Genomic DNA, 23,801 nt, shown 5'->3' with positions numbered 1-23,801 from the left:
GAACAAAATCGGTATCGGGGTGCCCGGAGATCGGGGCGTAACCGCAGGTCAAAGGGTGTTTCAAAGGTGCCGGCCGGCCTGCGCCGGCCCGGGTGCCGCCCGGAGACAACCCCGCCGGAACTCCAGCTCGGCTCGTCCGACACGTCCTAGTTGAGTCGGGCGATGCCGAAGCGTTTCTTCAGATCGGCGATCACCTGGGGGCAGGCGGCGAGCGTCGCGGCCCGATTGCCGCCCCCGTCGTGCAGCAGCACGATGGCACCGGGACCGGCGGCGGCGTGGATTCGCTTGCCGATCGTGGCGGCGCTCGGCTTGTCCCAGTCCTGTGGGTCGACCGACCAGTGCAGGGGGCGCATGCCGAGGTCCTTCGCCACCCCCAGCACCTCCGACGTCCATCGGCCACCTGGTTGCCGGTAGAAGGACACCTTCGCCCCGGGAGCCGCCGCCTGGATGGCCCTGTTGGTGCGGTCCAGGTCGGCCCTGATCTCGGCGACCGGTCGCCGCGCCAGGTCGAGGTCGTGCCGCCAACTGTGGTTGCAGAGCTGGTGGCCCTCGCGGACGATCCGGCGGACCAACTCCGGGTGTCGCTGCACCTCGCGACCGACGACACAGAAGGTGGCCGTCACCTTGGCGGCCCGCAGTTGATCGAGCACCTTGGGCGTCCAGGCCGGGTTCGGCCCGTCGTCGAAGGTCAACACCGCCGGGCGCGCACCGGTGGTGCGACGCAGGCCGGCGGGGAGCTTGGCCGGCAGTGGTCGCAGCGGAGTCTTGGGCGGCTTGGCGACGGTGGGGTGCGGCGGGGTGGGCGTGGCCGATGGCATCGGCTGCGACGCGCTGGAGCGGGTGATGGTGCGGTCCGGCTGGGCACAGCCGGACAAGACCAGCGCCATGGCGAGGACGGACGCCAGGGCGGCGCGGGCTTGCATCTGCTGGCTCCCGGAGGGGTCGGGGTAGGCGGAGCCTCCGACGGTAGTTCACGCCGCAAACGGGCGACAGTGCGGTCAGTCACGCCTCGACTGGTCCAGCGAGTCACGGACCGCGACGGCGAGCGAGACGGCCTCGGCCAGATCAATCGGCCGCACCACCCCGGCGGGCAGCGCGTCGGCTCGCCAGCCCGGCCCGGCGGCGAGCACCAGCAACGGGCGACGGGGTGCCGCGAGGAGCGCGCTGAGCTGAGCTGGGTCAGCGGTGGCCCGGGTGTGCGACCAGAGCACCACGGCGGCCGGTCCGGTCCGGTTGACCGCCTCGAGGAGGGCGGCGACCGGCACTCGGGCGCCGAGCGTCCGGTAGCTGACCCCGGCCTCCGCGAGCGCGGCGGCCAACGCCTCCAGCGGCAGGGTGTGCTGCTCCTCGTCGGCGCAGGAGAGCAGGATGCGGGCCGGCCCGGTGGGAACCTTGGCCCGACTGGCCGCCGCGAGGGCCTCCGAGACGCAGCGGGACACCAGGTGTTCCACCTCGATCAGGCCGGCGGTGGCGGCGTGGCGTTCGCCGATGCCGGTGAGGACCGGGCGCAGCAGGCCGTCCCAGGTGGCGACGACTCCGCCGGCGGCCAGGGCGTGCGCGATCGTCTCGCTGATCGCCGCCGCGTCCAGCCGCATGGCGGCCCGGGCCAACCCGCGGGCTGCGGGGCCGGCGCGGCCCACCGGGATGGTTCCACCGCCGTCCCGGCCGGGTCGGTGGATCCGAGTGGGGGCGACGGTGTCGGTGGGCGTCGGATCGGGTGCCTGGCGGGCCCAGCGGGCGGCCTCGGCGGGGCTCACCCCCTCGGCGGTGAGGCGGCGCATGATCTCGAGGCGGGCCAGATCCTTGGGCGTGTACCGGCGGTGGTGGCCGGGGATGTGCTCGCTTGGCCCGAGCCCGTAGCGCTGGTGCCAGGTGCGCAGGGTGGTCACCGCGACCCCCAGCCGGCGTGCGACCGCCCCCGCACTCAGCGCCTCATCGACCACCCGACCGCTCCGCCGTGTCATCCGCCGACGGTCCGGACGGGGTCACGGCCGGATCGGATGTGCCCGACGTGGCGCCCGAGGGGTGCAGTAGCCGGTTCACCACCCCGCCCAGCCAGGGGGCGTACGACCGGGGGTCGAGGTCCAACTCGGCTTCGAGTGCGGTGGGGTCGGCCCAGCGCAACTCGGCGACCTCGTCCGGGTCCGGCAGGAGCGGGGCCGCGGGCAGGAAATCACCCCGCAGTACGTGGTCGTACTCGAATTCGACCCGGCCGGTGGCCGGGTCCTCGGCGTAGTAGACGTAGACGCCGACCTCGGTCAGCTCGACCGGACCCGCGCCCAACTCCTCGCGTAGCCGCCGGTTGGCCGCCTCGGCGAGGGACTCGCCGGGCCGGGGGTGGCCGCAGCAGGAGTTGGCCCAGCGCAGCGGGAACCGGGTCTTGACGGCGGCCCGGCGTTGGAGCAGCACCTGGCCGTCCGGGTCGACCAGCAGCACCGAGAAGGCCCGGTGCAGGTGCCCCGGGGGTTGGTGTGCGGCGGCGACGGTCATCTCGCCGCGGGCTCTGCCGGCGTCGTCGACCAACTCGACAAGGTGCTCCTCGCGGCTGCTCATCGACCTTCCCCACTGATCCGGCCGGCGGCGAGCTTGCCGGAGATGAGCACCATCGGCACACCCACCCCGGGTTGGGTGCCGGAGCCGACGAAGACCACGTTCGGCAGGTCGCGGTGCAGGTTCGACGGGCGGAACGGGCCGGTCTGGAAGAGGGTGTGTGCGGCGGCGAAGGGGGTGCCGGCGGCCATCCCCTGCTCCTCCCACTCGGCCGGGGTGATCGCCCGCAGCACCTCGACCCCGGCACCGAAGCCGACGTACCCGCGCTCCTCCAGCGTGCCGATCAGCTGGTCGCTGTAGCGCTGGGTCAGGTCACCGCGCCACTCGAACGGCGCCCGGTGCAGGTTGGGCACCGGGGCGAGCACGTAGTAGGTGTGCCGGTCGGGTGGGGCCACCGAGGGGTCGGTCCGACTCGGGTTGGTCACCAACAGTGACGGATCGGTCATCAGCTCGCCTCGCCGGATGACCTCATCGAAGGTGCCCTTCCACGCGCGTCCGAAATGGATGTTGTGATGGGCGATCTTCGCATAGGCCTGTCGGGACCCGACGTGCAGAACGACGCACGACGGGGAGTAGGTGAGCCGACGCCGTGGCGCGGCGGGGAGCAGGTCCCGGTAGGCGATCGGTAGGTCGGGGTTGAGCACCACGACATCCGCCCGCACCAGTTCGCCGTCGGCGGTGAGCACACCTGTGGCACGGCCGTTCGCCGTCTCCACCCGGGTCACCGTCGTGTCGTACCGGATCTGCACGCCGTGCTTCTCGGCGGCGCCCGCCATGGCCCTGGAGACCGCGTGGATGCCGCCGCGCGGGAAGTAGACCCCGGCCACCGAGTCGAGGTACGCGATGACCGCGTAGATGGCGAGGGCGTCGTGCGGCGCGAGGCCGGCGTACATCGCCTGGAAGGAGAAGATCCGCTGGGTACGCGGGTCCCGGAAGAATTGGTTGATCTTCGTCTGGAGGCGTCGGAAGGCTCCGCCGCTGAGCAGCTTGAGGAGGTTGCCGGTGATCAGGTCGGTCGGCGCGTCGAGGTTGCGCTCGATGAAGTCGGCCCGCTCCAGCCGCCACAGCTCACGCGCGTAGTCGACGAAGCGCAGGTAACCGTCGGCCTCGCGCGGCCCGCAGACCCGGGAGATCTCGGCCGCCATCCGCGTGGTGTCGGTGAGCACGTCCAGTGTCGAACCGTCCGGGTAGTAGGCCCGGTAGGCCGGATCGAGGGGGGTCAGGTCGAGCCAGTCGTGCAGCTCCTCGCCGACCGCGCCGAGCGCCTCGGCGATCAGGTCGGGCATGGTGAGCACGGTCGGGCCGGTGTCGAACTCGTAGCCGTCCACGGCGAGCCGCCCGGCTCGCCCGCCGGGCACCGGCTCGCGTTCCAGCACGGTGACCTGTCGCCCGGTGCCGGCCAGGTGCAGCGCGCAGGCGAGCCCGCCCAGGCCGGCCCCGACGACCACCACCCGGTCCGTCCGTCCTGTCACCGTCCGCACGTGACCACCTCCTCAAGAGAATCGCTCATCAGGCCCGCCGGTTGGTCGCGGCGGTGGCCAGCCCGGTCAGTGCGGTTCGCGCCGTACGGTCCACGGGTGCGGAGTCGAGCGCGGCAAGCGCGTCGCTCACCCGCTCGGCGATCATCCGCTCCACCCGGGCCACCGCGCCGGTCTCGGCCACCAGCTCGGCGAGCCGGTCGACAGGTGTGTCACCGGGGCGCTCCAACGCCTGGAGTTGCGCCGGCGTGGCCAACTCCCGGGCCAGCATGAACAGCGTGGTCGGCTTGCCGGTGCGAAGGTCGTCACCGGCCGGCTTGCCGGTGGCCGCCGGATCGCCGTACACACCGAGCAGGTCGTCGCGGAGCTGGAAGGCCTCGCCGACGGCCAGGCCATAGCGGGTGTACGCGGAGATCAGCGGATCGTCGGCGGGCACCCCGGCCAGGCAGGCGCCGAAGAGCAGTGGTCGTTGGACGGTGTAGCTGGCGGTCTTGTAGTGGGCCACCCGCAGCGCCCGGTCGACCGACCAGTTGGCCGGGTCGTTCTCACCGAGCACGTCCAGATACTGCCCGGCGACGGTCTCCACCCGCATCTGGTCGTAGCAGCGGCGAACCTCGAACAGGCGGGCCGGTGGCACCGTGGCGTGCGCCAGCAACCGGTCGGCCCAGACCATGCAGAGGTCGCCGATGAGGACGGCGACGGCCTCGCCGAACCGCCTGGGATCACCGCGGTGACCGGCGGCGATGTGCTGCTGGGCGAGCGCGACATGTGCGGTGGGGCGGCCGCGCCGGGTGGTGGAGGCGTCCATCACGTCGTCGTGCACCAGGGCGAAGGTGTGCAGCAACTCCAGCGCGGCCAGCGCCGGCAGCACGGGCGGCAGTGCCTCGGCGCCGCCGATCGCCCCGCGCCAGCCCCAGTAGGCGAACGTCGGCCGGATCCGCTTGCCGCCGACCAGGACGGCCTCCCGCGCGGAGGTGGCGAAGCTGCCCATCGACGCGTCGATCTCGGCGAGGGAGTCGACCTCGGCGGTGAGGAAGGTGGTCAGGGTCTCGTCGACCGCCGCGACCAGCTCATGGGTGTACGCGGCCAGAACGGCACCGACCGGGTCGTCCCGGTCGACCGGGACTGCCGCCGCCACACGAGTCGCATTGCCCGCAACTGCGTCGTTGGCCATGCGGCTGAGCGTACCCTAGGCTGCGAGTTGCGTCGATTGGTGCGTCGATAAATGAGGAGGGCCGGTGGACACAGATCTCACCGCTGCCTACGACAGGTGTCGTGAGCTGCACAAACGTCACGGCCGCACCTACTATCTCGCCACCCGACTGCTGCCCGCATGGAAACGGCGACATGTGCACGCCCTCTACGGGTTCACCCGGTACGCGGACGAGATCGTCGACCGCACCGAGGACCTGCCGCCGGCCGAGCGGGCCGCCCGCCTGGACGACTGGGCCAGCCGGTTCGTAGCCGGTCTGCGCGGTGCGCCAGTCGACGACCCGCTGCTGCCGGCCGTGCTGCACACCATCGCGGTCTTCGATCTCGACCGGGACGATTTTGCGTCGTTCCTGAAGAGCATGGCGATGGACCTGACCGTCACGGCGTACCCGACCTACGACCACCTGCTCGACTACATGGAGGGCTCGGCGGCGGTCATCGGCACGATGATGTTGCCGATCCTGGGCAGCTCCGACCCGGCGGCGGCGCGGGAGCCGGCCCGGCAGCTCGGGTTCGCCTTCCAACTCACCAACTTCATCCGGGACGTCGCGGAGGATCTCGACCGGGGCCGCACCTACCTGCCCGACGAGGACCTGGCGAAGTTCGGGGTCACCCGCGACGAGCTGCTCGAGGCCCGCACCAGGGGGCGCGGCACGCCCCGCATCCGCGAGCTGATCGAGTACGAGGTGACCCGCGCCCAGGCGCACTACGCCGCCGCCGCGCCGGGCATCACCATGCTGGCGCCAGCCTCGCAGGCCTGCATGCGCACCGCGTACGCCCTCTACGGCGGCATCCTCGACGAGGTCGCCGCGCAGGACTACGACGTCTTCGTCCGGCGTGCCGTGGTGCCGCAACGGCGACGGATGGCGGTGGTCGGACGGGCGCTGCTCACCTCGACCGGTACGCCGGTCACCATCCCCGGGCCGACTGTCGATCCGGAAACCCGGTGACCGCAGGCACCGCGATCGTCCTCCTCACCCGCGACCTGCGGGTGCACGACCACCCGGCGCTGGCCACCACCTGCGCGGCCTTCGACCGGGTGGTCCCGCTGTACGTGCTCGACCCGGCGCTGGCCGACCGGTCGGCCAACCGCACCCGGTTCCTGCACCAGGCCCTCGCCGACCTGCGCGCCGAACTGCGCGAGCGGGGCGGCGACCTGGTGGTGCGACACGGTGACCCGGTGGCCGAGACGATCCGGCTGGCCGGCGAGGTCGGGGCCACGGCCGTCGCGCTCTCCGCCGACGTCAGCCACCACGCCCGCCGGCGGGAGCGGCGACTGCGCGCCGAGTGCGAGCGGCACCGGCTGCACCTGCGCCTGTTTCCCGGGCTGACCGTGGTCGAGCCGGGCGCCCTGCGGCCCGGTGGCGGCGGCGACCACTACCGGGTGTTCAGCCCCTACCACCGGGCCTGGGCGGCCAACCGGTGGCGGGAGGAGTTGGCCGCGCCACGCCGGGTGACGCTGCCCGGCGGTGTGCGCGTGGGCAGCCTGCCGAAGCCGCCGGCCGGGGACTCGCCGGACGCGGCGGTCGGCGGTGAGCGGGTCGCCCAGCAGCGGCTCACCGACTGGCTGCCGGACCTGGACCGGTACGCCGACCAGCACGACGACATGGCCGGCGACGACACCTCCCGACTCAGCCCGTACCTGCGCTTCGGCTGCGTGTCCCCGCTGGCGGTGGCCAACCGCGCCGGCGACCGGTCCGGGCCGTTCGTCCGGCAGATCTGCTGGCGGGACTTCTACTACCAGGTCACCGCCGCCTTTCCGGAGATCTCGACCGCGGCGTACCGGCGGGGTGCCACCGAGCAGTGGCGCTACGACGACGACGCGCTGGCGGCCTGGGCCGAGGGGCGGACCGGAGTGCCCATCGTCGACGCCGGGATGCGGCAACTGCGGACGCAGGGCTGGATGCACAACCGGGCCCGGCTGATCACCGCCGGCTACCTGACCAAGTCGCTCGGGCAGGACTGGCGGGGCGGTGTCGGAGTCTTCTTCCGCTGGCTGCTGGACGGGGACGTGGCCAACAACTCCGGCAACTGGCAGTGGGTCGCCGGCACCGGCAACGACACCAAGCCGTACCGGGGGTTCAACCCCGTCCGGCAGGCCGAACGGTACGACCCGGCCGGCGACTACGTGCGCCGGTGGGTGCCGGAGCTGGCGACGGTGCAGGGTAAGGCCATCCACCAACCGTGGAAACTGCCCGAGGCGCCCGACTATCCACCGCCGCTCTCGGTGCCGGGCACCGACCCGGTCTGGCTGCGCTGATCAGAGGCAGGAGTGCAACACCTCGACCAGCTCGTCCACCCGGTCGTGCTCGGCGAGGTGCGCCGTCGCGTACGCGAAGGTGTAGCCGCGCTCCGGGTCGGCCCACGCGCTGCTGCCACCGAGGCCGCCCATGCCCCAACTGCCGTCCGGCTCCCACTGCATACCCAGCGTCCAGTGGGCCGGGCGGTCCAGCACCAGGTCCGGCCCGTCGTACTGGACCCGGGTCGCCTCCGCCACCAGCTCCGCGCCGAACAGCCGAACCCCGTCCAGGACACCGCCGGCCAGCAGACCGGTGTAGAGCCGACCCAGGCCGCGAGCGGTGGCGTGCAGGTTGACCGCCGGCATCTCGGCAGCCCGCCACAGCGGGCTGTTCACCACGGCGAGATCCTGCCCACCGGCCGGGTTGCCCATCGCGCGCGCCCGCAGTGAGCCCGGCTCGCCGAGCGCCCGGGTCGGCCACCCCGGGTCGCCGTAGCGCAGGTCGGCGCAGCGTCGCTGGTCCGCCTCGGTCAGCCCGAACGCCAGGTCGAGCTGCCACCGGTCGGCGATCTCCTCGGCCAGGAACCGGCCCACCGACCGCCCGTCGACGCGACGGACCACCTCGCCCACCAGGTGCCCGTACGTCCAGGCGTGCTCGCCGGCCACCGAGCCGGGTGACCACTCGGGGTCGGCGGCGGCCAGGTCGCCGGCGAGCAGCGCCCAGTCGGCGATCGCGGTGGCGGGCCGGGGCACCGGAAAGGTCGGCAGCCCGGCGGTGTGCGACAACACCTGGCGCACGGTGGCGGGGGTGCGGAACTCCGGCCAGTACCTGTCGACGGGCGCGTCGAGGTCGACAGACCCCCGGTCGACGAGCATCAGCAGACAGAGCGCGGCCACCGGCTTGCCGACCGAGTAGACGTTGACGAGCGTGTCCGGCCGCCACGGCTCGGCGCCGGTCCGGGTCCCGCCGACCAGGTCGACGACCGGCTCACCGTCGTACCAGATGACCAGGCCGGCGCCGGTCTCCCGGCCGGAGGTGAGCAGGTCGTGGAAGCAGTCCCGGACCGGAGCGAAGCGTGCGTGCATCCCGCCACCGTAAGGGGCCGGCACGGGTGAGCGTGTCGACTTTTCTCCGGGCCCCGGTGGTTGCGGTGGTGTCGCTGGGGGATGCTGTTCCGGTGGCAGAGCCGGAGCTGGTGGATGTGGTCGTGGTGGGGCTCGGGGTCGGCGGCGAGGAGGTCGCCGAGCGACTCGCCGAGGCCGGCCTGAGTGTCGTCGGCGTCGAGCGGGACCTGGTCGGTGGGGAGTGCCCGTACTGGGGCTGCATCCCGAGCAAGATGATGATCAGGGCCGCCAACGCGCTCGCCGAGGCCCGCCGGGTGGATGGGCTGGCCGGGACGGCCCAGGTCCAACCGGACTGGGCACCCGTGGCCAAGCGGATCCGTGAGGAGGCCACCGACACCTGGGACGACACGGTCGCGGCGGAGCGGTTCACCGGCCTGGGCGGTCGGCTCGTGCGCGGCAGTGGCCGCTTCGACGGCCCGGCCCGGGTCCGGGTCGGTGACCAGGTCTTCCAGGCCCGCTACGGGGTCGTGTTGGGCACCGGCACCCGTCCGTCGGTGCCGCCGATCGACGGCCTGGCCGACACCCCGTACTGGACCAACCACCAGGCGATCGAGGCCGACCAACTGCCGGAGTCGCTGCTGGTGCTCGGCGGCGGCGCGATCGGCCTGGAGCTCGCCCAGGTCTTCGCCCGCTTCGGAGTGCGGGTCACCGTGGTGGAGGCACTTGACCGGGTGCTGGCCGTCGAGGAGCCGGAGGCGTCCGACGTCGCCGCCGCGGCGCTGCGCGCCGACGGCGTGGAGATCCACACCGGGGTACGCGCCGAACGGGTCGACCACGACGGCACCCGGTTCGTCCTGCGCGGTGGCGGCGGGGCGGAGTTCACCGCCGACCGGCTGCTGGTGGTGACCGGGCGCAAGGCGCACCTGGAAGAGCTGGGGTTGGACACGATCGGCGTGGACGCCAACCAGCGTTACCTGTCGGTCGACGACCGGTTGCACGTCACCGACCGGGTCTGGGCGGTCGGCGACCTGACCGGCGAGGGCGCCTTCACCCACATCGCCATGTACCAGGCGAGGATCGTGATCGCGGACATCCTGGCCCTGGCCCGGCAGACGAAGGCCGGTGCGGACGCCAGCGGCACGTCCAGCGTGGTCGGTGGCGCGATGGGGGCGTCCAGCTCGCTGGCCGCGAGCGGGTCGAGCGGGTCGGCCGGCACCGTCCCGCGAGCCGACTACCGTGCGCTGCCCCGGGTGACCTTCACCGATCCCGAGGTGGGCGCGGTCGGGCTCACCGAGCAACAGGCCCGCGAACGCGGCATCAACGTGCAGGTCGGCTTCACGAAGCTCGGCAGCTCCACCCGGGGCTGGATCCACCAGGTCGGCGACGACGGGTTCATCAAGCTCGTCGCCGACGCCGACCAGGGCGTGCTGATCGGCGCGACGTCGGTCGGCCCGGCCGGCGGCGAGGTGCTCTCCGCACTGGTGGTGGCGGTGCACGCGGCGGTGCCGCTGAGTCAGCTCCGCCACATGATCTACGCGTACCCGACCTTCCACCGGGCCATCGAGGCCGCCCTGGGCGACCTGTCCTGACGCCCGCGCCGCGCCGCGCCGCGCCGCGCCGCGCCGCGCCGGGCCGGGCCGTCCGCGGGTGATCCACTCGACTTCAGGAAAGTCGCGGTGTCCGGGGTCTCTCGACACCGCGACTTCCTGAAAGCCGAGTCGATCAAGACCCGGACGGTGCGACCTGGTGTCGAGAGGGCCCGGACACCGCCGCCCGGCCCCGATGTCGCGCGCCGGAATGGGGCCGGATGGGAAGAATGCGGCAGCTATCCGGCAAACGCCGAGCATTTTGCTGTTCATTTCTTTCATTGTGGTGACGTACGATTGCGGCTGTGACCAAGCGGTTGACTGAAGTTGCCAAGAAGGCGGGCGTCAGCGAGGCCACCGTCAGCCGGGTGCTCAACGGCCGCGACGGGGTCTCCGAGGCGACCCGCACCGCCGTGTTGACCGCGCTCGACGTGCTGGGTTACGAGCGGCCGACCAAGCTGCGCGGCGAACGCGCCCGGCTGGTCGGGCTGGTGTTGCCCGAGTTGCAGAACCCGATCTTCCCGGCGCTGGCGGAGGTCGTCACCGGGACCCTCGCCCAGCGTGGCTACACCCCGGCCCTGTGCGCCCGGACCATCGGCGGCGTGTCCGAGATGGACTACGTGGAGATGCTCCTCGACCATCAGGTCTCCGGGGTGATCTTCGCGGGTGGCTCGTACGCGCTCGCCGACGCCCGGCACGACCACTACCGTCGACTGACCGACCGGGGCCTTCCCGTCGTGCTCGTCAACGCGGGCGTGGACGAGTTGGGCTTCCCTCGGGTCTCCACCGATGACGCGGTCGCGGTGGAGCAGGCGTACGGGCACCTGCGCTCGCTCGGGCACGAGCGGATCGGGATGGTGCTCGGCCCGGAGGGGCACGTGCCGTCCCGCCGTAAGTTGGACGCGATGATCCAGGCCGCCGGCTGGGGTGCGGCCGACGCCGAGTGCGTCGAGCGGTCCAGCTTCTCGATGGAGGGTGCCCGGGTCGCCGCGACGAAACTCGTCGAGCGTGGCGTGACCGGCATCATCTGCGCCAGCGACGTCCTGGCGTTGGGCACGATCCGTGCGGCCCGGCGGTTGGGTCGCTCGGTGCCGGCCGACGTGTCGGTGGTGGGCTTCGACGACTCCGCGTTCATGACGTGCACCGACCCGCCGTTGACCACGGTGCGGCAGCCGATCGAGACGATGGGGCAGGCCGCCGTGGATCTGCTGGTCACCCAGATCGAAGGCGCCGGCGTGCTGCACGACGAGTTGCTGTTCGAGCCCGAGTTGGTGGTTCGCGGTTCGACCGCTCCCGCCCCGGGTCGCTAGGGCCGCACCCACACGACGCTTCGGCCGTCGACCGCTCCTGCGGTCGGCGGCCGTTTTCGTCGTTGCGCACCAGGACCGGCATCGAACTTGCCGAATGACCCGCCAAAAGGGATCAAAAGCCAACAAACGGGTCTGCTTTCACGGCTTTGCAAACATCTGCCGTAATCACGTCGTGTCCTTTCGGAACAGGGTCGATACCTTGCCGAAATGAGTCCCCCTCGCTACAGTGACTCCACTCACACCTGGCTCCGACGCAGCTACTGGGCGTCAGGTCGTATCACCGCAGATCAGCGAAGGTCATTGGAGTCACCCGTTCCCGAAGGGATGGACAGATGTCCGTACCGCAATACCGAAAGGCTGCGGCGGTTGCGCTCGTGGCCGGTCTGGGGCTCAGCCTCACGGCGTGCTCCACGAAGAGCGACGACAAGGACACGACCGCCGGCGGCAAGGTCACCATCACGGTCGACTGCCAGCCCGTCGGCGCCCAGAAAGAGCTGTTGAAGAACTGGAACGACGACGTCGCCGAGTTCCAGCGGCAGAACCCGGACATCGTCGTCAAGAGCGTGAGCGTCGGCGAGCAGTGCAACAACCCGCCGGACTTCACCGCCCGCCTCGCCGGCGGCACCGTGACCGACGTGTTCTACGGCTACATGACCGACCTCCAGCAGGTGCTGGACTCGGGCCAGGCGATGGACATCACCCAGTACGCCAACAAGGACACGATCCCCACCTGGGACAGCGTCGACCCGGCGCTCAAGGAGGTCTTCACCGACGGCGGCAAGCTCTACGCCGTCCCGGTGAAGAACTACTCGATGGGCCTGGTCTACAACAAGGCCCTGTTCCAGCAGGCCGGGCTCGACGCCAACAACCCGCCGAAGACCTGGGCCGACGTCCGGGCCGCCGCCAAGAAGATCTCCGCACTCGGCAACGGCATCGCGGGCTACTCGGAGTACAGCGCCGGTAACACCGGCGGCTGGCACTTCACCTCCCTGCTCTACTCGCAGGGCGGCCGCGTGCTGACCGAGGACGGCAAGAAGGCCGACTTCAACAACGCCCAGGGCAAGCAGGTCCTGCAGAACATCAAGGACATGCGGTACGGCGACAACAGCATGGGCGCCCGCCAGCTGCTGCAGTGGGGCGACCTGCTGACGAACGCCGGCGCGGGCAAGGTCGGCATGTTCATCGGCGCTCCGGACGCCACCCAGGCGATCGTCACGCAGTTCCAGGGCAAGTTCCAGGACTGGGCGATGAGCCCGCTGCCCGGCCAGGACGGCGCGGCGAAGGGCACGCTCGGTGGCGGCGAGGGCTACTTCTTCAAGAAGGACCTGACCCCCGAGCAGGTCAAGGCCGGCATGAAGTGGATCGCGTACCAGAAGTTGACGCCGGGCAAGGGTCAGTTCGACTACGTCCGGGCCAAGCCGCAGAACTACCCGGTGGGTCTGCCCCAGCCGCTGCTCTTCGCCAACGGCAGCGAGGCGCAGAAGCAGGAGCTGGAGCTGCGCAAGGCGAACGCGAACGTCGACACGGCGAACTTCGCGCTCTTCGAGGCCACCCCGGTGCCGATCAAGGGTGAGCCGCGTAACGCACAGGCGGTCTACGCGGTGCTCGACGCCGCGATGTCCGGTGTGCTGACCAACCCGAACGCGAACATCGACGCGCTGCTCAAGACCGCCGAGCAGAAGGTCAACCAGCTCCTCGCCGCGGAGAGCTGACAGTTCGTGTGGGGGCCGGGACGCCGACCGGCCCCCACACCATCCGCGCCACACCATCTGCGCCACACCATCTGCGCCACATCGTCGACGTCACCGACTCACCCAGGAGTTGCCTTGGCGATCACCACCGTCCCGGAGACCCCCAGGAAACCGGGCCGCCCGCCGTCGCCGTACTCGGCGGGGCCGCAGCGCACCAGCCTCGGCCGCAAGTTACGGGACAACCTCACCGGTCACGCGTTCCTGATCGGCGCGGTGCTCTGCTTCGTCGTCTTCTCCTGGTACCCGATGGTCCGCGGCCTCGTGATGAGCTTCCAGCGGACCCGGCGCGGCGAGACCACCTGGGTGGGTTGGGACAACTACTCCCGTCTCATCGCCGACCCGAGCTTCTGGCCGGCCTGGCAGAACACGCTCTACTTCACGGCGCTCGCGCTCGTCCTCGGGTACGCGGTGCCGTTCTTCGTGGCGGTCCTGCTCAACGAGTTCCGGCACGCCAAGGGGTACCTGCGGATCCTGGTCTACCTGCCGGTGATGCTGCCGCCGGCCTCGGCGCTGTACCTCTTCAAGTTCTACGCGTACGACCCCAGTGAGGCCGGGCTCTTCAACGCGATCCTGAAGGCGCTGCACCTGCCCACCTCGCAGTGGATGCAGTCGCCGGAGATGACGATGCCGGCGATGGTGATCGCGTCGACCTGGATGAACATGGGCGGCGCGGTGCTCATCTACCTGGCGTCGTTGCAGAGCATCCCCGGCGAGCTGTACGAGGCGGCGGAACTCGACGGCGCGGGCATCTGGAAGCGGATCCGCCACGTGACGATCCCGCAGACCCGGCTGATCCTCGCGCTCCTGGCGATGATCCAGATCGTCGCCACGATGCAGCTCTTCATCGAGCCCCTGATCCTCGCCAACGGCGCGGGCGCGGAGGACTCCGCGACCACTGTGGCGTACCTCATCTATCAGCACGGGTTCTTCCAGAACGACCTCAACGGCGCCGCCGCACTGGGCGTGATCATGCTCGTGGTGCTGGCCGGCTTCTCCGCCGTGTACCTGCGGCTGACTGCGAAACAAGACTAGGACGGCGAGGAATGGCACAGGAATCCGGCACCCGGACCCTCATCTCCCAGGCCCAGATCAGCCGGGGGCGCGGCAAGGTCATCTACTGGACGCTGCTGGTCGTCGTCGTGGCGGGCTTCACGCTCGTCTTCCTCGGCCCGCTCTACTGGATGGTGACCGGCGCGCTCAAGTCCGGTCAGGAGATCGCGCAGACCCCACCGACGCTGTTTCCGAAGGACCCCCAGCCGCAGAACTACATCGACGCCTGGAACAACCTGGAGCTCGCCAAGCTGCTGTTCAACACGTTCTACTACGCGATCGGCGCGGTGCTGTTCCAGCTCGTCCTCGACGCGGCTGCCGCGTACTCGTTGTCCAAGCTGCGGCCGATCTTCGGCAACGTGATTCTCGCGCTGATGCTGGGGACGCTGATGATCCCGGCGATGGTCCTCATCGTCCCGCAGTACGTGACAGTGATCGACCTGCCGATCGTGCACATCAACCTGCTGGACTCGCCGTTCGCGATCTGGCTGCCCCTGGTGGCGAACGCGTTCAACATCTTCCTGTTGAAGCGGTTCTTCGACTCGATTCCGGAGGAGTTGATGGCGGCCGCCCTGGTGGACGGGGCGACGTCGCTGCGTACGCTCTGGTCGATCATCCTGCCGATGTCCCGCCCGATCCTCGGCGTCGTCGCGATTCTGGCCATGACGGCGGTCTGGAAGGACTTCCTCTGGCCGAAGCTGGTCATGCCGTCGCCGGAAACTCGCACGGTCAGCGTCGGCATCTACTCCTTCGCGGGTGGAACGCCCGAGAACGTGGTGATCGCCGCGTCGGTCATCGCCGCGATCCCGACAGTCATCGTCTTCCTGATCTTCCAACGCAACATCATGTCCGGTCTGACCACGGGCAGCATCAAGGGATAGCCGGCAACGTAACCTCCCGCGCGGCGAACAACGACAGTTCGCCCGAACACATGACCAGGTCCGGCGAACCCGCCGACGTACTGACGCAGAAAGCAGGTGCTCGTGTCCACAGCTGACAGAAGTCCGTGGTGGCGTGGAGCCGTGATCTACCAGGTGTATCCCCGGAGCTTCGCCGACGGCAACGGCGACGGCATCGGTGACATCGCCGGCATCCGGTCCCGGCTGAACCACCTGTCCGCGCTCGGCGTCGACGCGATCTGGTTCAGCCCCTGGTATCCCTCCCCGATGGCCGACGCCGGCTACGACGTGTCCGACTACCGCGACATCGACCCGGTCTTCGGCAGCCTGGCCGAGGCGGAGGCGCTGATCGCCGAGGCACACGCGCTGGGCATCCGGAGCATCGTCGACGTGGTGCCGAACCACTGCTCCGACGCGCACCCCTGGTTCCAGGCGGCGCTCGCCGGCGGGCCCGGCGCGCCGGAACGGGACCTGTTCTGGTTCCGGCCGGGCCGGGGCCCGAACGGCGACCAGCGGCCCACCGACTGGATCGGCGAGTTCGGTGGCGAAACCTGGACCCGCACCACCAACCCGGACGGCACCCCCGGCGACTGGTACCTGCACCTGTTCGCCCCGCAGCAGCCGGACTTCAACTGGGACCACCCGCGGGTGCGGGCGGAATTCGAGGACATCCTGCGGTTCTGGTTCGACCGGGGGGTGGACGGCATCCGGATCGACTCGGCCGGGCTGTTGGTCAAGGACGGGACGCTGCCCGAGGTGCACCCGGACCAGCCACACCCGTTCCACGACCTCGACGGGGTGCACGAGATCTATCGGGGCTGGCGTCGGGTCGCCGACGAGTACGCCGACCGGGCCCTGATCGGCGAGGTGTGGCTGCCGGACCGGCAGCGGTTCGCCAACTACCTGCGCCCGGACGAGCTGCACGCCGCGTTCAACTTCGACTTCCTCGGCTGCGCGTGGGACGCCGCGGCGCTGCGCGAGAGCATCGACGGGACGCTGAGCGCACACGCGCCGGTCGGCGCCCCGGCCACCTGGGTGCTCTCCAACCACGACGTCACCCGGCACGTCACCCGCTATGGTCGGGCGGACACCCGGTTCAGCTTCGCCGCCAAGCGCGAGGGGACCCCCACCGACCTGGAGTTGGGCACCCGCCGGGCCCGCGCCGCCGCGCTGCTCTCGCTGTCGCTGCCCGGCGCCGCCTACGTCTACCAGGGCGAGGAGTTGGGCCTCTACGAGGTCGAGGACATTCCGTACGCGTTGCGCCAGGACCCGATGTGGGAACGGTCCGGTCGGATCGACCCGGGCCGGGACGGCTGCCGCGTACCCCTGCCGTGGGCTGGTGACGAGCCACCGTTCGAGTTCAGTCCCGCCGGTGCCGCGGCGCCCTGGCTGCCCCAGCCGGCCGACTGGAAGGACCGGACCGCCAGCGCGCAGACCGGTGACTCCGCCTCGATGTTGGAGTTGTACCGGGCGGCGATCCAGGTCCGGCGGGCCGACCCGGCGCTCGGTGACGGTGAGCTGACCTGGCTGCCCGCCCCGGACGGGGTGCTCGCGTTCAGCCGCGGCGGTGGCTTCGCCTGCCTGGTCAACCTCTCCGACACTCCGGTGCCGATGCCGGCCGAGGGGGAGTTGCTGCTGGCCAGCGGGCCGCTCGACGACGGGTTGCTGCCGTCGGACACCGCGGTCTGGCTGCGTACCACCGAGTAGGCGGACGGACCCCGCCTGACCTGACTCTGCTCGCGGTGGTGCCGGCGGCTCGTCCCGGCCGCCGGCACCACCTCACCCACGGAAAGGAGGACCGGGGGAACGCGTCACACCGCACCGACACGGGGGGATCTGGCCTGCCTGACGAAAGGGAGAGCGCAGCTCATGGCCAACCACACCACCGGCACCCCGCACCACCTTCGACACCCGACCCGGGCAGGGTTGGCCGCCATCGCCGCCACCCTGCTCGCCGCCACCTCGTTGACCGCCCTCGCGATCACCGGCACGGCGACTCCGGCCGCGGCGGCCGGGTTGTCACCCTTCGACATTTCCGGCCGGGGCGCCACCGTCCCGTTCGTCGAGCAGGAGGCGGAGGAGGCCGCCCACAACGGCTCGAAGATCGGCCCGGACCGGCGCTACGGCACGCTGCCGTCCGAGGCGTCCGGCCGGGAGGCGGTCACCCTCGACGCCGTCGGCGAGTACGTCGAGTTCACCCTCACCGCGCCGGCCAACGCGGTCACCTTCCGCTACAGCCTGCCGGACAGCCCGTCCGGGACCGGCCGGGACGCCGCCATCGACCTGCGGGCCAACGGGTCGCTGCTGAAGTCGGTCCCGGTGACCTCACGGTACGGCTGGTACTACGGCGGGTACCCGTTCAACAACAACCCGGGTGACACCAACCCGCACCACTTCTACGACGAGACCCGGGCGATGTTCGGCAGCACCCAGCCGGCCGGCACGAAGATTCGGTTCCAGGTCTCCTCCACCGCCCAGTCGCCCACGTTCACCATCGACCTGGCCGACTTCGAGCTGGTCGCACCGGCGATCACCAAGCCGTCCGGTGTGCTCGACGTGGTCACCGACTTCGGCGCCGACCCGAGCGGCGCGACCGACTCGACAGCCAGGTTCCAGGCGGCGGTCGACGCCGGCAAGGCCCAGGGCCGGGCCGTCTGGATCCCGACCGGCACCTTCACCCTCTGGGACCACGTGGTGGTCGACGGGGTGACCCTGCGCGGCGCGGGCCCCTGGTATTCGGTGCTCGGCGGCCGGCACCCCACCGACCGGAACCGGTCGGTCGGCATCTACGGCAAGTACGTCCCCGGTGGCGGCTACACCGGCCCGGTCCGCGCGCACGAGGCGAACGGGCCGAGCCGCAACGTCACGCTGCGGGACTTCGCCATCATCGGCGACATCCGCGAGCGGATCGACGACGACCAGGTCAACGCCCTGGGCGGGGCGATGACCAACTCGGTGGTCGACAATCTGTGGCTGGAGAACACCAAGGTCGGGGCGTGGATGGACGGCCCGATGGACAACTTCACCATCCGCAACAGCCGGATCCTGGACCAGACCGCGGACGGGGTGAACTTCCACACCGGCGTCACCAACTCGACGGTGACGAACACGTTCGTCCGCAACACCGGCGACGACGCCCTGGCGATGTGGGCGCAGAGCGTGCCGAACGTCAAGAACTCGTTCACGCACAACACCATCGGCGTGACCCTGCTGGCGAACCACCTGGTCAGCTACGGCGGTCGGGACATCACGATCTCCGACAACGTGACGGCCGACTCGCTGACCAACGGCGGCGGCATCCACGTGGCCAACCGCTACCCGGGTGTGCAGGGCGACACCGCGGTCCGGGGCACCTGGACGATCGCCCGGAACACGCTGATCCGCAACGGCAACTCGGACTACAACTGGAACTTCGGCGTCGGGGCGATCTGGTTCTCCGCCCTCAACGAGTCGTTCCAGCAGGCCACCATCAACATCACCGACACCGACATCCTGGACAGCTCGTACGCGGCGCTGCACTGGATCGAGGGCCAGACCAGCGGCATCAACCTCACGAACGTGCGGATCGACGGCGCCGGCACGTACGCGCTCCAGGTGCAGGCACCCAGCCAGGTGTCCTTCACCAACGTGCGGGCCACCAACATCGCGCAGAGCAACCCGATGCACAACTGCGTGGGCGGTGGCTTCCAGATCACCCAGGGTTCCGGCAACTCCGGCTGGTACACCTCGACCCCGTACTGCGGGCCGTGGCCGGACCCGCGGTGGGGTGGCGGACCCAGCACGCCGCCGCCGACCAGTCCGGCACCCACCACGCCGGCCCCGACCACCGCGGCACCGACCACGCCGCCGCCCACCAGCGGGGGGAACCTGGCGCTGAACCGGTCGGCGACCGCGACCAGCACCAACCAGAGCTACCCGGCGGCCAACGTGGTGGACGGCAACGCGGCCAGCTACTGGGAGAGCGCCAACAACGCCTTCCCCCAGTCGGTCACCATCGACCTGGGTTCGGCCCGGTCGGTCGACCGGGTGGTGCTCAAGCTGCCCAGCGGTTGGGAGCAACGCACCGAGACGCTGTCGGTGCTCGGCTCCACCGACGGCTCGTCGTACGCCACCCTGGCATCGTCCGCCGGTCGGGTCTTCAGCCCCGGCTCGGGCAACACCGTGTCGATCGGCCTGCCGTCCGGTGACCGCCGCTACCTCCGGGTGACAGTCACCGGCAACACCGGCTGGCCGGCGGCCCAACTGTCCGAGGTCGAGGTGTACGGAGGCACGCAGACCACGCCGCCGCCGACCACGGCGCCACCCACTACGGCGCCACCGACCACGGCGCCACCGACCACCCCGCCGCCCAGCGGCAACCTGGCCGCCGGGCGCTCGATCACCGAGACCAGCCACTCCGACGTGTACGCCGCCCCCAACGCGGTGGACGGCAACGCGAACACCTACTGGGAGAGCGCCAACAACGCCTTCCCGCAGTCACTGACGGTGGACCTGGGCGCCAACCGGACGGTGTCCCGGGTCGTCCTGAAACTCCCACCGTCGTCGGCCTGGCAGACGCGTACGCAGACGCTGGCGGTGCTCGGCTCCACCACCGGGTCGTCCTTCAGCACGCTGAAGGCGTCCGCTGGCTACACCTTCAACCCGGCCAGCGGCAACACCGTCACCGTGACCTTCACGGCGACCAGCCAGCGATACCTGCGGCTGACCGTCACTGGCAACACCGGCTGGCCAGCCGGTCAGCTCAGCGAGTTCGAGGTCTATTCCAGCTAGGCCGACGCCCCCCGCCCGGCTCGGGCGGGGCCGCCGGTCGAGAGCGCGGCGCCGGACCCGCCGCACCCGTCCCACACCGCACCGTCCCCCACCTGTCGCGGCACGACGGGCGTACCCCTGCACCCGTCACCGGGCAACGCACCCACACCACCCCCGAAAGAGGTGTAGCCACCCATGTCGAGAAACGGCCCCACCCGAGGCACCCCGCGTACCGGCTCGCCCGGTCCCGTCCCCCGACCGGACCGAGCCGACCGGGCCGGCCGACTGCCGGCCAGGCTGCTCGCTGGCGCGGTCGCCGGACTGCTCCTCGCCGCCGTCCCCGCCCTCACCCCCGCGACCGCGGCCCCGGCGGCGAAGCCGGCACCGGCCCCGGCCGGGTCCGCCCGCGCGGCCCTGCTCGCCGGGCTCTCCGCCACCATGAGCGCCAGCAGCTACAACCAGAACTACGTGGCGAGCAACGCCAACGACGGCAACGCGTCGACCTACTGGGAGAGCGCCAACAACGCGTTCCCGCAGTGGATCCAGGCGGACCTGGGCGCCACGGTCAGCGTCGACCGGGTGGTGCTCAAGCTGCCGCCCGCGGCGGACTGGCAGACCCGCACCCAGACGCTGTCGGTGCTGGGCTCCACCAACGGCTCGTCCTTCAGCACCCTGAAGGCGTCCGCCGGCTACACCTTCAACCCGAGCAGCGGCAACACCGCGACCGTCAGCTTCACCGCCGCCAGCACCCGCTACGTCCGGGTGCAGGTCACCGGCAACACCGGCTGGCCGGCCGCGCAGCTCTCCGAGGTCGAGGTCTACGGCGCCAGCGGCGGCACCGACTCCCAGGCGCCAAGCGCACCCGGCAACCTGGCCTACACCCAGCCGGCCAGCGGGCAGATCCGGCTGACCTGGTCGGCGTCCTCCGACAACGTGGGGGTGACCGGGTACGACGTCTACGCCAACGGTGGGCTGCGCGGCAGCGTCAACGGCTCGACGCTCACCTACACCGACAGCCAGTCGGACAGCGCCACTGTCTCGTACTACGTGCGGGCCAGGGACGCGGCCGGCAACCAGTCGGCGAACAGCAACACGGTGACCCGGACCGGCACCGGCAACCCGCCGACCGGGAGCAACCTGGCGGTCGGCAAGCCGATCACCGCCTCCGGTTACGTGCACACGTTCGTGGCCACCAACGCCAACGACAACAACGTGGCCACCTACTGGGAGGGCAACGGCACCCCGAGCACGCTGACCGTGCAGCTCGGTGCGAACGCCAGCCTCAGCCAGGTCGTCGTGAAGCTCAACCCGGACTCGGCCTGGGGTGCGCGTACGCAGAACATCACGGTGCTCGGGCGGGACCAGGGCTCGTCGAGCTTCACCACCCTGGTCGGTGCGACGAACTACACCTTCAACCCGGGCAGCGGCAACACGGTGACCATCCCGGTCTCCGGCGCGGCGGCCGACGTCCGGCTCTCGATCGCCTCGAACACCGGTGCACCGGCCGGGCAGGTGGCCGAGTTCCAGGTCTTCGGCACCCCCGCGCCGAACCCGGACCTGACCGTGACGGGCATGTCGTACAGCCCGTCGGCACCGGTGGAGACCAGCACCATCACGGTCTCCGCGACAGTCCGCAACGCGGGCTCGACGGCGTCCGGCGCGACGAACGTCAACTTCTACCTGGGCTCCACCCGGGTCGGCACCGCGTCGGTCGGTGGCCTCGCGGCGGGCGCCTCGACCACGGTCAGCGCCAGCATCGGCACCCGTGACGCGGGCAGCTACCCGCTCAGCGCGAAGGTCGACGAGTCGAACACCGTCGTCGAGTCCGACGACACCAACAACAGCTACTCCAACCCCAGCCCGCTGGTGGTCAGCGCGGTCGCCACGTCGGACCTGGTCGCCTCGTCGGTGGCCTGGTCGCCGGGCAACCCGTCGGCCGGCAACACTGTCACCTTCTCGGTGTCGGTGCGCAACGCCGGCACCGTGGCGTCCGCGTCCGGCTCGCACGGCATCACGCTGACCGTGCTCAACGAGTCCGGCACGGTGGTCCGTACGCTGACCGGCTCGTACTCCGGGGTGATCAACGCCGGCGCCACGGTCGGCCCGGTCAACCTGGGCACCTGGACCGCCGCGAACGGCAAGTACACCGTCCGCGTGGTGCTCGCGGCCGACGGCAACGAGCTGCCGGTCAAGCAGACCAACAACACCAGCGACCGTCCGCTCTTCGTCGGTCGCGGCGCGAACATGCCGTACGACATGTACGAGGCCGAGGACGGCGCGGTCGGCGGCGGCGCCAGCGTCGTCGGGCCGAACCGGGAGGTCGGCGACCTGGCCGGCGAGGCGTCCGGCCGGCGTGCGGTGACCCTCAACTCGACCGGCAGCTACGTCGAGTTCACCACCCGGGCCAGCACCAACACACTGGTCACCCGGTTCTCCATCCCGGACGCCCCGGGCGGCGGTGGGATCAACTCGACGCTGAACGTCTACGTCAACGGCACGTTCCACAAGGCCATCGACCTGACGTCCCGGTACGCCTGGCTCTACGGCAACGAGACCAGCCCGGGCAACTCGCCGAGCGCGGGCGGGCCGCGGCACATCTACGACGAAGCCAACGTCATGCTCAACTCGACGGTCCCGGCCGGCAGCAAGATCCGCCTCCAGAAGGACTCGGCCAACACCACCCACTACGCGATCGACTTCATCAACACCGAGCAGGTGTCGCCGATCGCCAACCCGGACCCGACGCGCTACACCACGCCGACCGGCTTCACCCACCAGGACGTGCAGAACGCCCTGGACCGGGTGCGGATGGACACCACCGGCACCCTGATCGGGGTGTACCTGCCGGCGGGCAACTACTCCACCTCGTCGAAGTTCCAGGTGTACGGCAAGGCGGTGCAGGTGACCGGCGCCGGCCCCTGGTACACCCGGTTCAACGCCCCGTCGGGCCAGGACAACACCGACATCGGCTTCCGGGCCGAGAACTCGGCGGCGAACTCGTCCTTCAAGAACTTCGCCTACTTCGGCAACTACACCTCGCGGATCGACGGTCCGGGCAAGGTGTTCGACTTCTCCAACGTGTCGAACATCGTGATCGACAACATCTGGAACGAGCACATGGTGTGCCTCTACTGGGGCGCGAACACCGACTACATGACGATCAAGAACTCCCGGATCCGCAACATGTTCGCCGACGGCATCAACATGACCAACGGGAGCACCAACAACCTGGTCAGCAACAACGACGCCCGGGCCACCGGCGACGACAGCTTCGCGCTGTTCTCGGCGATCGACGCGGGCGGCGCCGACATGAGGGACAACGTCTACGAGAACCTGACCTCGATCCTCACCTGGCGGGCCGCCGGTGTGGCCGTCTACGGCGGCTACGGCAACACGTTCCGCAACATCTACATCGCGGACACGTTGGTCTACTCCGGCATCACCATCAGCTCGCTCGACTTCGGCTACCCGATGAACGGCTTCGGTGCCAGCCCGCCGACCCGGTTCGAGAACATCTCGATCGTGCGGGCCGGTGGGCACTTCTGGGGCTCGCAGACCTTCCCGGCGATCTGGGTCTTCTCCGCCTCGAAGGTGTTCCAGGGCATCCGGGTCAGCGACGTCGACATCGTCGATCCGACCTACAGCGGCATCATGTTCCAGACCAACTACGTCGGCGGGCAGCCGCAGAACCCGATCACCGACACGGTCTTCACGAACATCTCGATCAGCGGGGCCCGTAAGAGCGGTGACGCCTACGACGCGAAGTCCGGCTTCGCCATCTGGGCCAACCCGATGCCGGAGGCCGGGCAGGGGCCGGCCGTCGGGTCGGTCACCTTCAACAACCTGCGGCTGAGCAACAACGCGGTGGACATCCAGAACCCCACGACAACCTTCACCATCAACCGCAACTGA

At 70.6% G+C, this 23,801-nt stretch carries 16 protein-coding genes; 10 read left to right on the top strand and 6 right to left on the bottom strand.

What is annotated here, in order from left to right:
• Window positions 1–146: 146 nt before the first annotated feature.
• The 5 genes from AB0B57_RS14080 to AB0B57_RS14060 all read right to left on the bottom strand — a co-directional run bounded on the left by AB0B57_RS14080 (window position 147) and on the right by AB0B57_RS14060 (window position 5,202).
• Window positions 147–923, bottom strand: coding sequence for a polysaccharide deacetylase family protein (locus tag AB0B57_RS14080; RefSeq protein ID WP_357068899.1), 777 nt, complete (start codon window positions 921–923; stop codon window positions 147–149).
• Between the two features lie 75 nt (window positions 924–998).
• A complete protein-coding gene (locus AB0B57_RS14075) occupies window positions 999–1,943 on the bottom strand; it encodes a MerR family transcriptional regulator (RefSeq protein ID WP_357068972.1) in 945 nt (314 codons plus the stop codon).
• Entirely contained in the window at window positions 1,933–2,553 is a 621-nt protein-coding gene (gene idi / locus AB0B57_RS14070) for an isopentenyl-diphosphate Delta-isomerase (protein WP_357068897.1), read from the bottom strand. Before idi ends, AB0B57_RS14075 begins: the two co-directional genes overlap by 11 nt.
• Entirely contained in the window at window positions 2,550–4,031 is a 1,482-nt protein-coding gene (gene crtI, locus AB0B57_RS14065; protein WP_357068895.1) for a phytoene desaturase family protein, read from the bottom strand. Before crtI ends, idi begins: the two co-directional genes overlap by 4 nt.
• A gap of 28 nt (window positions 4,032–4,059) precedes the next feature.
• On the bottom strand, window positions 4,060–5,202 hold the full coding sequence (locus tag AB0B57_RS14060) for a polyprenyl synthetase family protein (RefSeq protein ID WP_357068893.1): 1,143 nt from the start codon (window positions 5,200–5,202) through the stop codon (window positions 4,060–4,062).
• Window positions 5,203–5,266: 64 nt separating this feature from the next.
• On the opposite strand from AB0B57_RS14060, the gene AB0B57_RS14055 reads away from it, so the two are divergent.
• Window positions 5,267–6,190, top strand: a complete 924-nt coding sequence (locus tag AB0B57_RS14055) for a phytoene/squalene synthase family protein (RefSeq protein ID WP_357068891.1) — start codon at window positions 5,267–5,269, stop codon at window positions 6,188–6,190.
• Window positions 6,187–7,500: a deoxyribodipyrimidine photo-lyase gene (locus AB0B57_RS14050; RefSeq protein ID WP_357068889.1), complete on the top strand. Its 1,314-nt coding sequence runs from the start codon at window positions 6,187–6,189 to the stop codon at window positions 7,498–7,500. Before AB0B57_RS14055 ends, AB0B57_RS14050 begins: the two co-directional genes overlap by 4 nt.
• Here AB0B57_RS14050 and AB0B57_RS14045 read toward each other — a convergent pair whose 3' ends face one another.
• Window positions 7,501–8,565 carry a serine hydrolase domain-containing protein gene (locus tag AB0B57_RS14045; RefSeq protein WP_357068887.1) on the bottom strand — a complete coding sequence of 355 codons (1,065 nt, stop codon included), beginning with the start codon at window positions 8,563–8,565 and terminating at the stop codon, window positions 7,501–7,503.
• Between the two features lie 92 nt (window positions 8,566–8,657).
• On the opposite strand from AB0B57_RS14045, the gene AB0B57_RS14040 reads away from it, so the two are divergent.
• From AB0B57_RS14040 to AB0B57_RS14005, 8 genes are all read left to right on the top strand, one after another.
• Window positions 8,658–10,133, top strand: a complete 1,476-nt coding sequence (locus AB0B57_RS14040; protein WP_357068885.1) for an FAD-dependent oxidoreductase — start codon at window positions 8,658–8,660, stop codon at window positions 10,131–10,133.
• Window positions 10,134–10,435: 302 nt separating this feature from the next.
• Window positions 10,436–11,440, top strand: coding sequence for a LacI family DNA-binding transcriptional regulator (locus AB0B57_RS14035; RefSeq protein ID WP_357068883.1), 1,005 nt, complete (start codon window positions 10,436–10,438; stop codon window positions 11,438–11,440).
• A gap of 332 nt (window positions 11,441–11,772) precedes the next feature.
• Window positions 11,773–13,152: an extracellular solute-binding protein gene (locus AB0B57_RS14030; RefSeq protein ID WP_357068881.1), complete on the top strand. Its 1,380-nt coding sequence runs from the start codon at window positions 11,773–11,775 to the stop codon at window positions 13,150–13,152.
• A 114-nt stretch (window positions 13,153–13,266) separates the two neighbouring features.
• Window positions 13,267–14,223, top strand: a complete 957-nt coding sequence (locus AB0B57_RS14025) for a sugar ABC transporter permease (protein ID WP_357068879.1) — start codon at window positions 13,267–13,269, stop codon at window positions 14,221–14,223.
• A gap of 11 nt (window positions 14,224–14,234) precedes the next feature.
• Entirely contained in the window at window positions 14,235–15,122 is an 888-nt protein-coding gene (locus tag AB0B57_RS14020; RefSeq protein WP_357068878.1) for a carbohydrate ABC transporter permease, read from the top strand.
• Between the two features lie 141 nt (window positions 15,123–15,263).
• Complete coding sequence (locus tag AB0B57_RS14015) at window positions 15,264–16,847, top strand: glycoside hydrolase family 13 protein (protein WP_357068876.1); 1,584 nt, start codon at window positions 15,264–15,266, stop codon at window positions 16,845–16,847.
• Window positions 16,848–17,009: 162 nt separating this feature from the next.
• A complete protein-coding gene (locus AB0B57_RS14010; RefSeq protein WP_357068874.1) occupies window positions 17,010–19,910 on the top strand; it encodes a discoidin domain-containing protein in 2,901 nt (966 codons plus the stop codon).
• Window positions 19,911–20,084: 174 nt separating this feature from the next.
• A complete protein-coding gene (locus tag AB0B57_RS14005) occupies window positions 20,085–23,801 on the top strand; it encodes a discoidin domain-containing protein (protein WP_357068872.1) in 3,717 nt (1,238 codons plus the stop codon).

This window comes from Micromonospora sp. NPDC049101 (assembly GCF_040648675.1).
Lineage (GTDB): Bacteria > Actinomycetota > Actinomycetes > Mycobacteriales > Micromonosporaceae > Micromonospora.
Note: the sequence above shows the minus strand (reverse complement) of the source record. Positions and strands in the feature narration are given on the sequence as shown.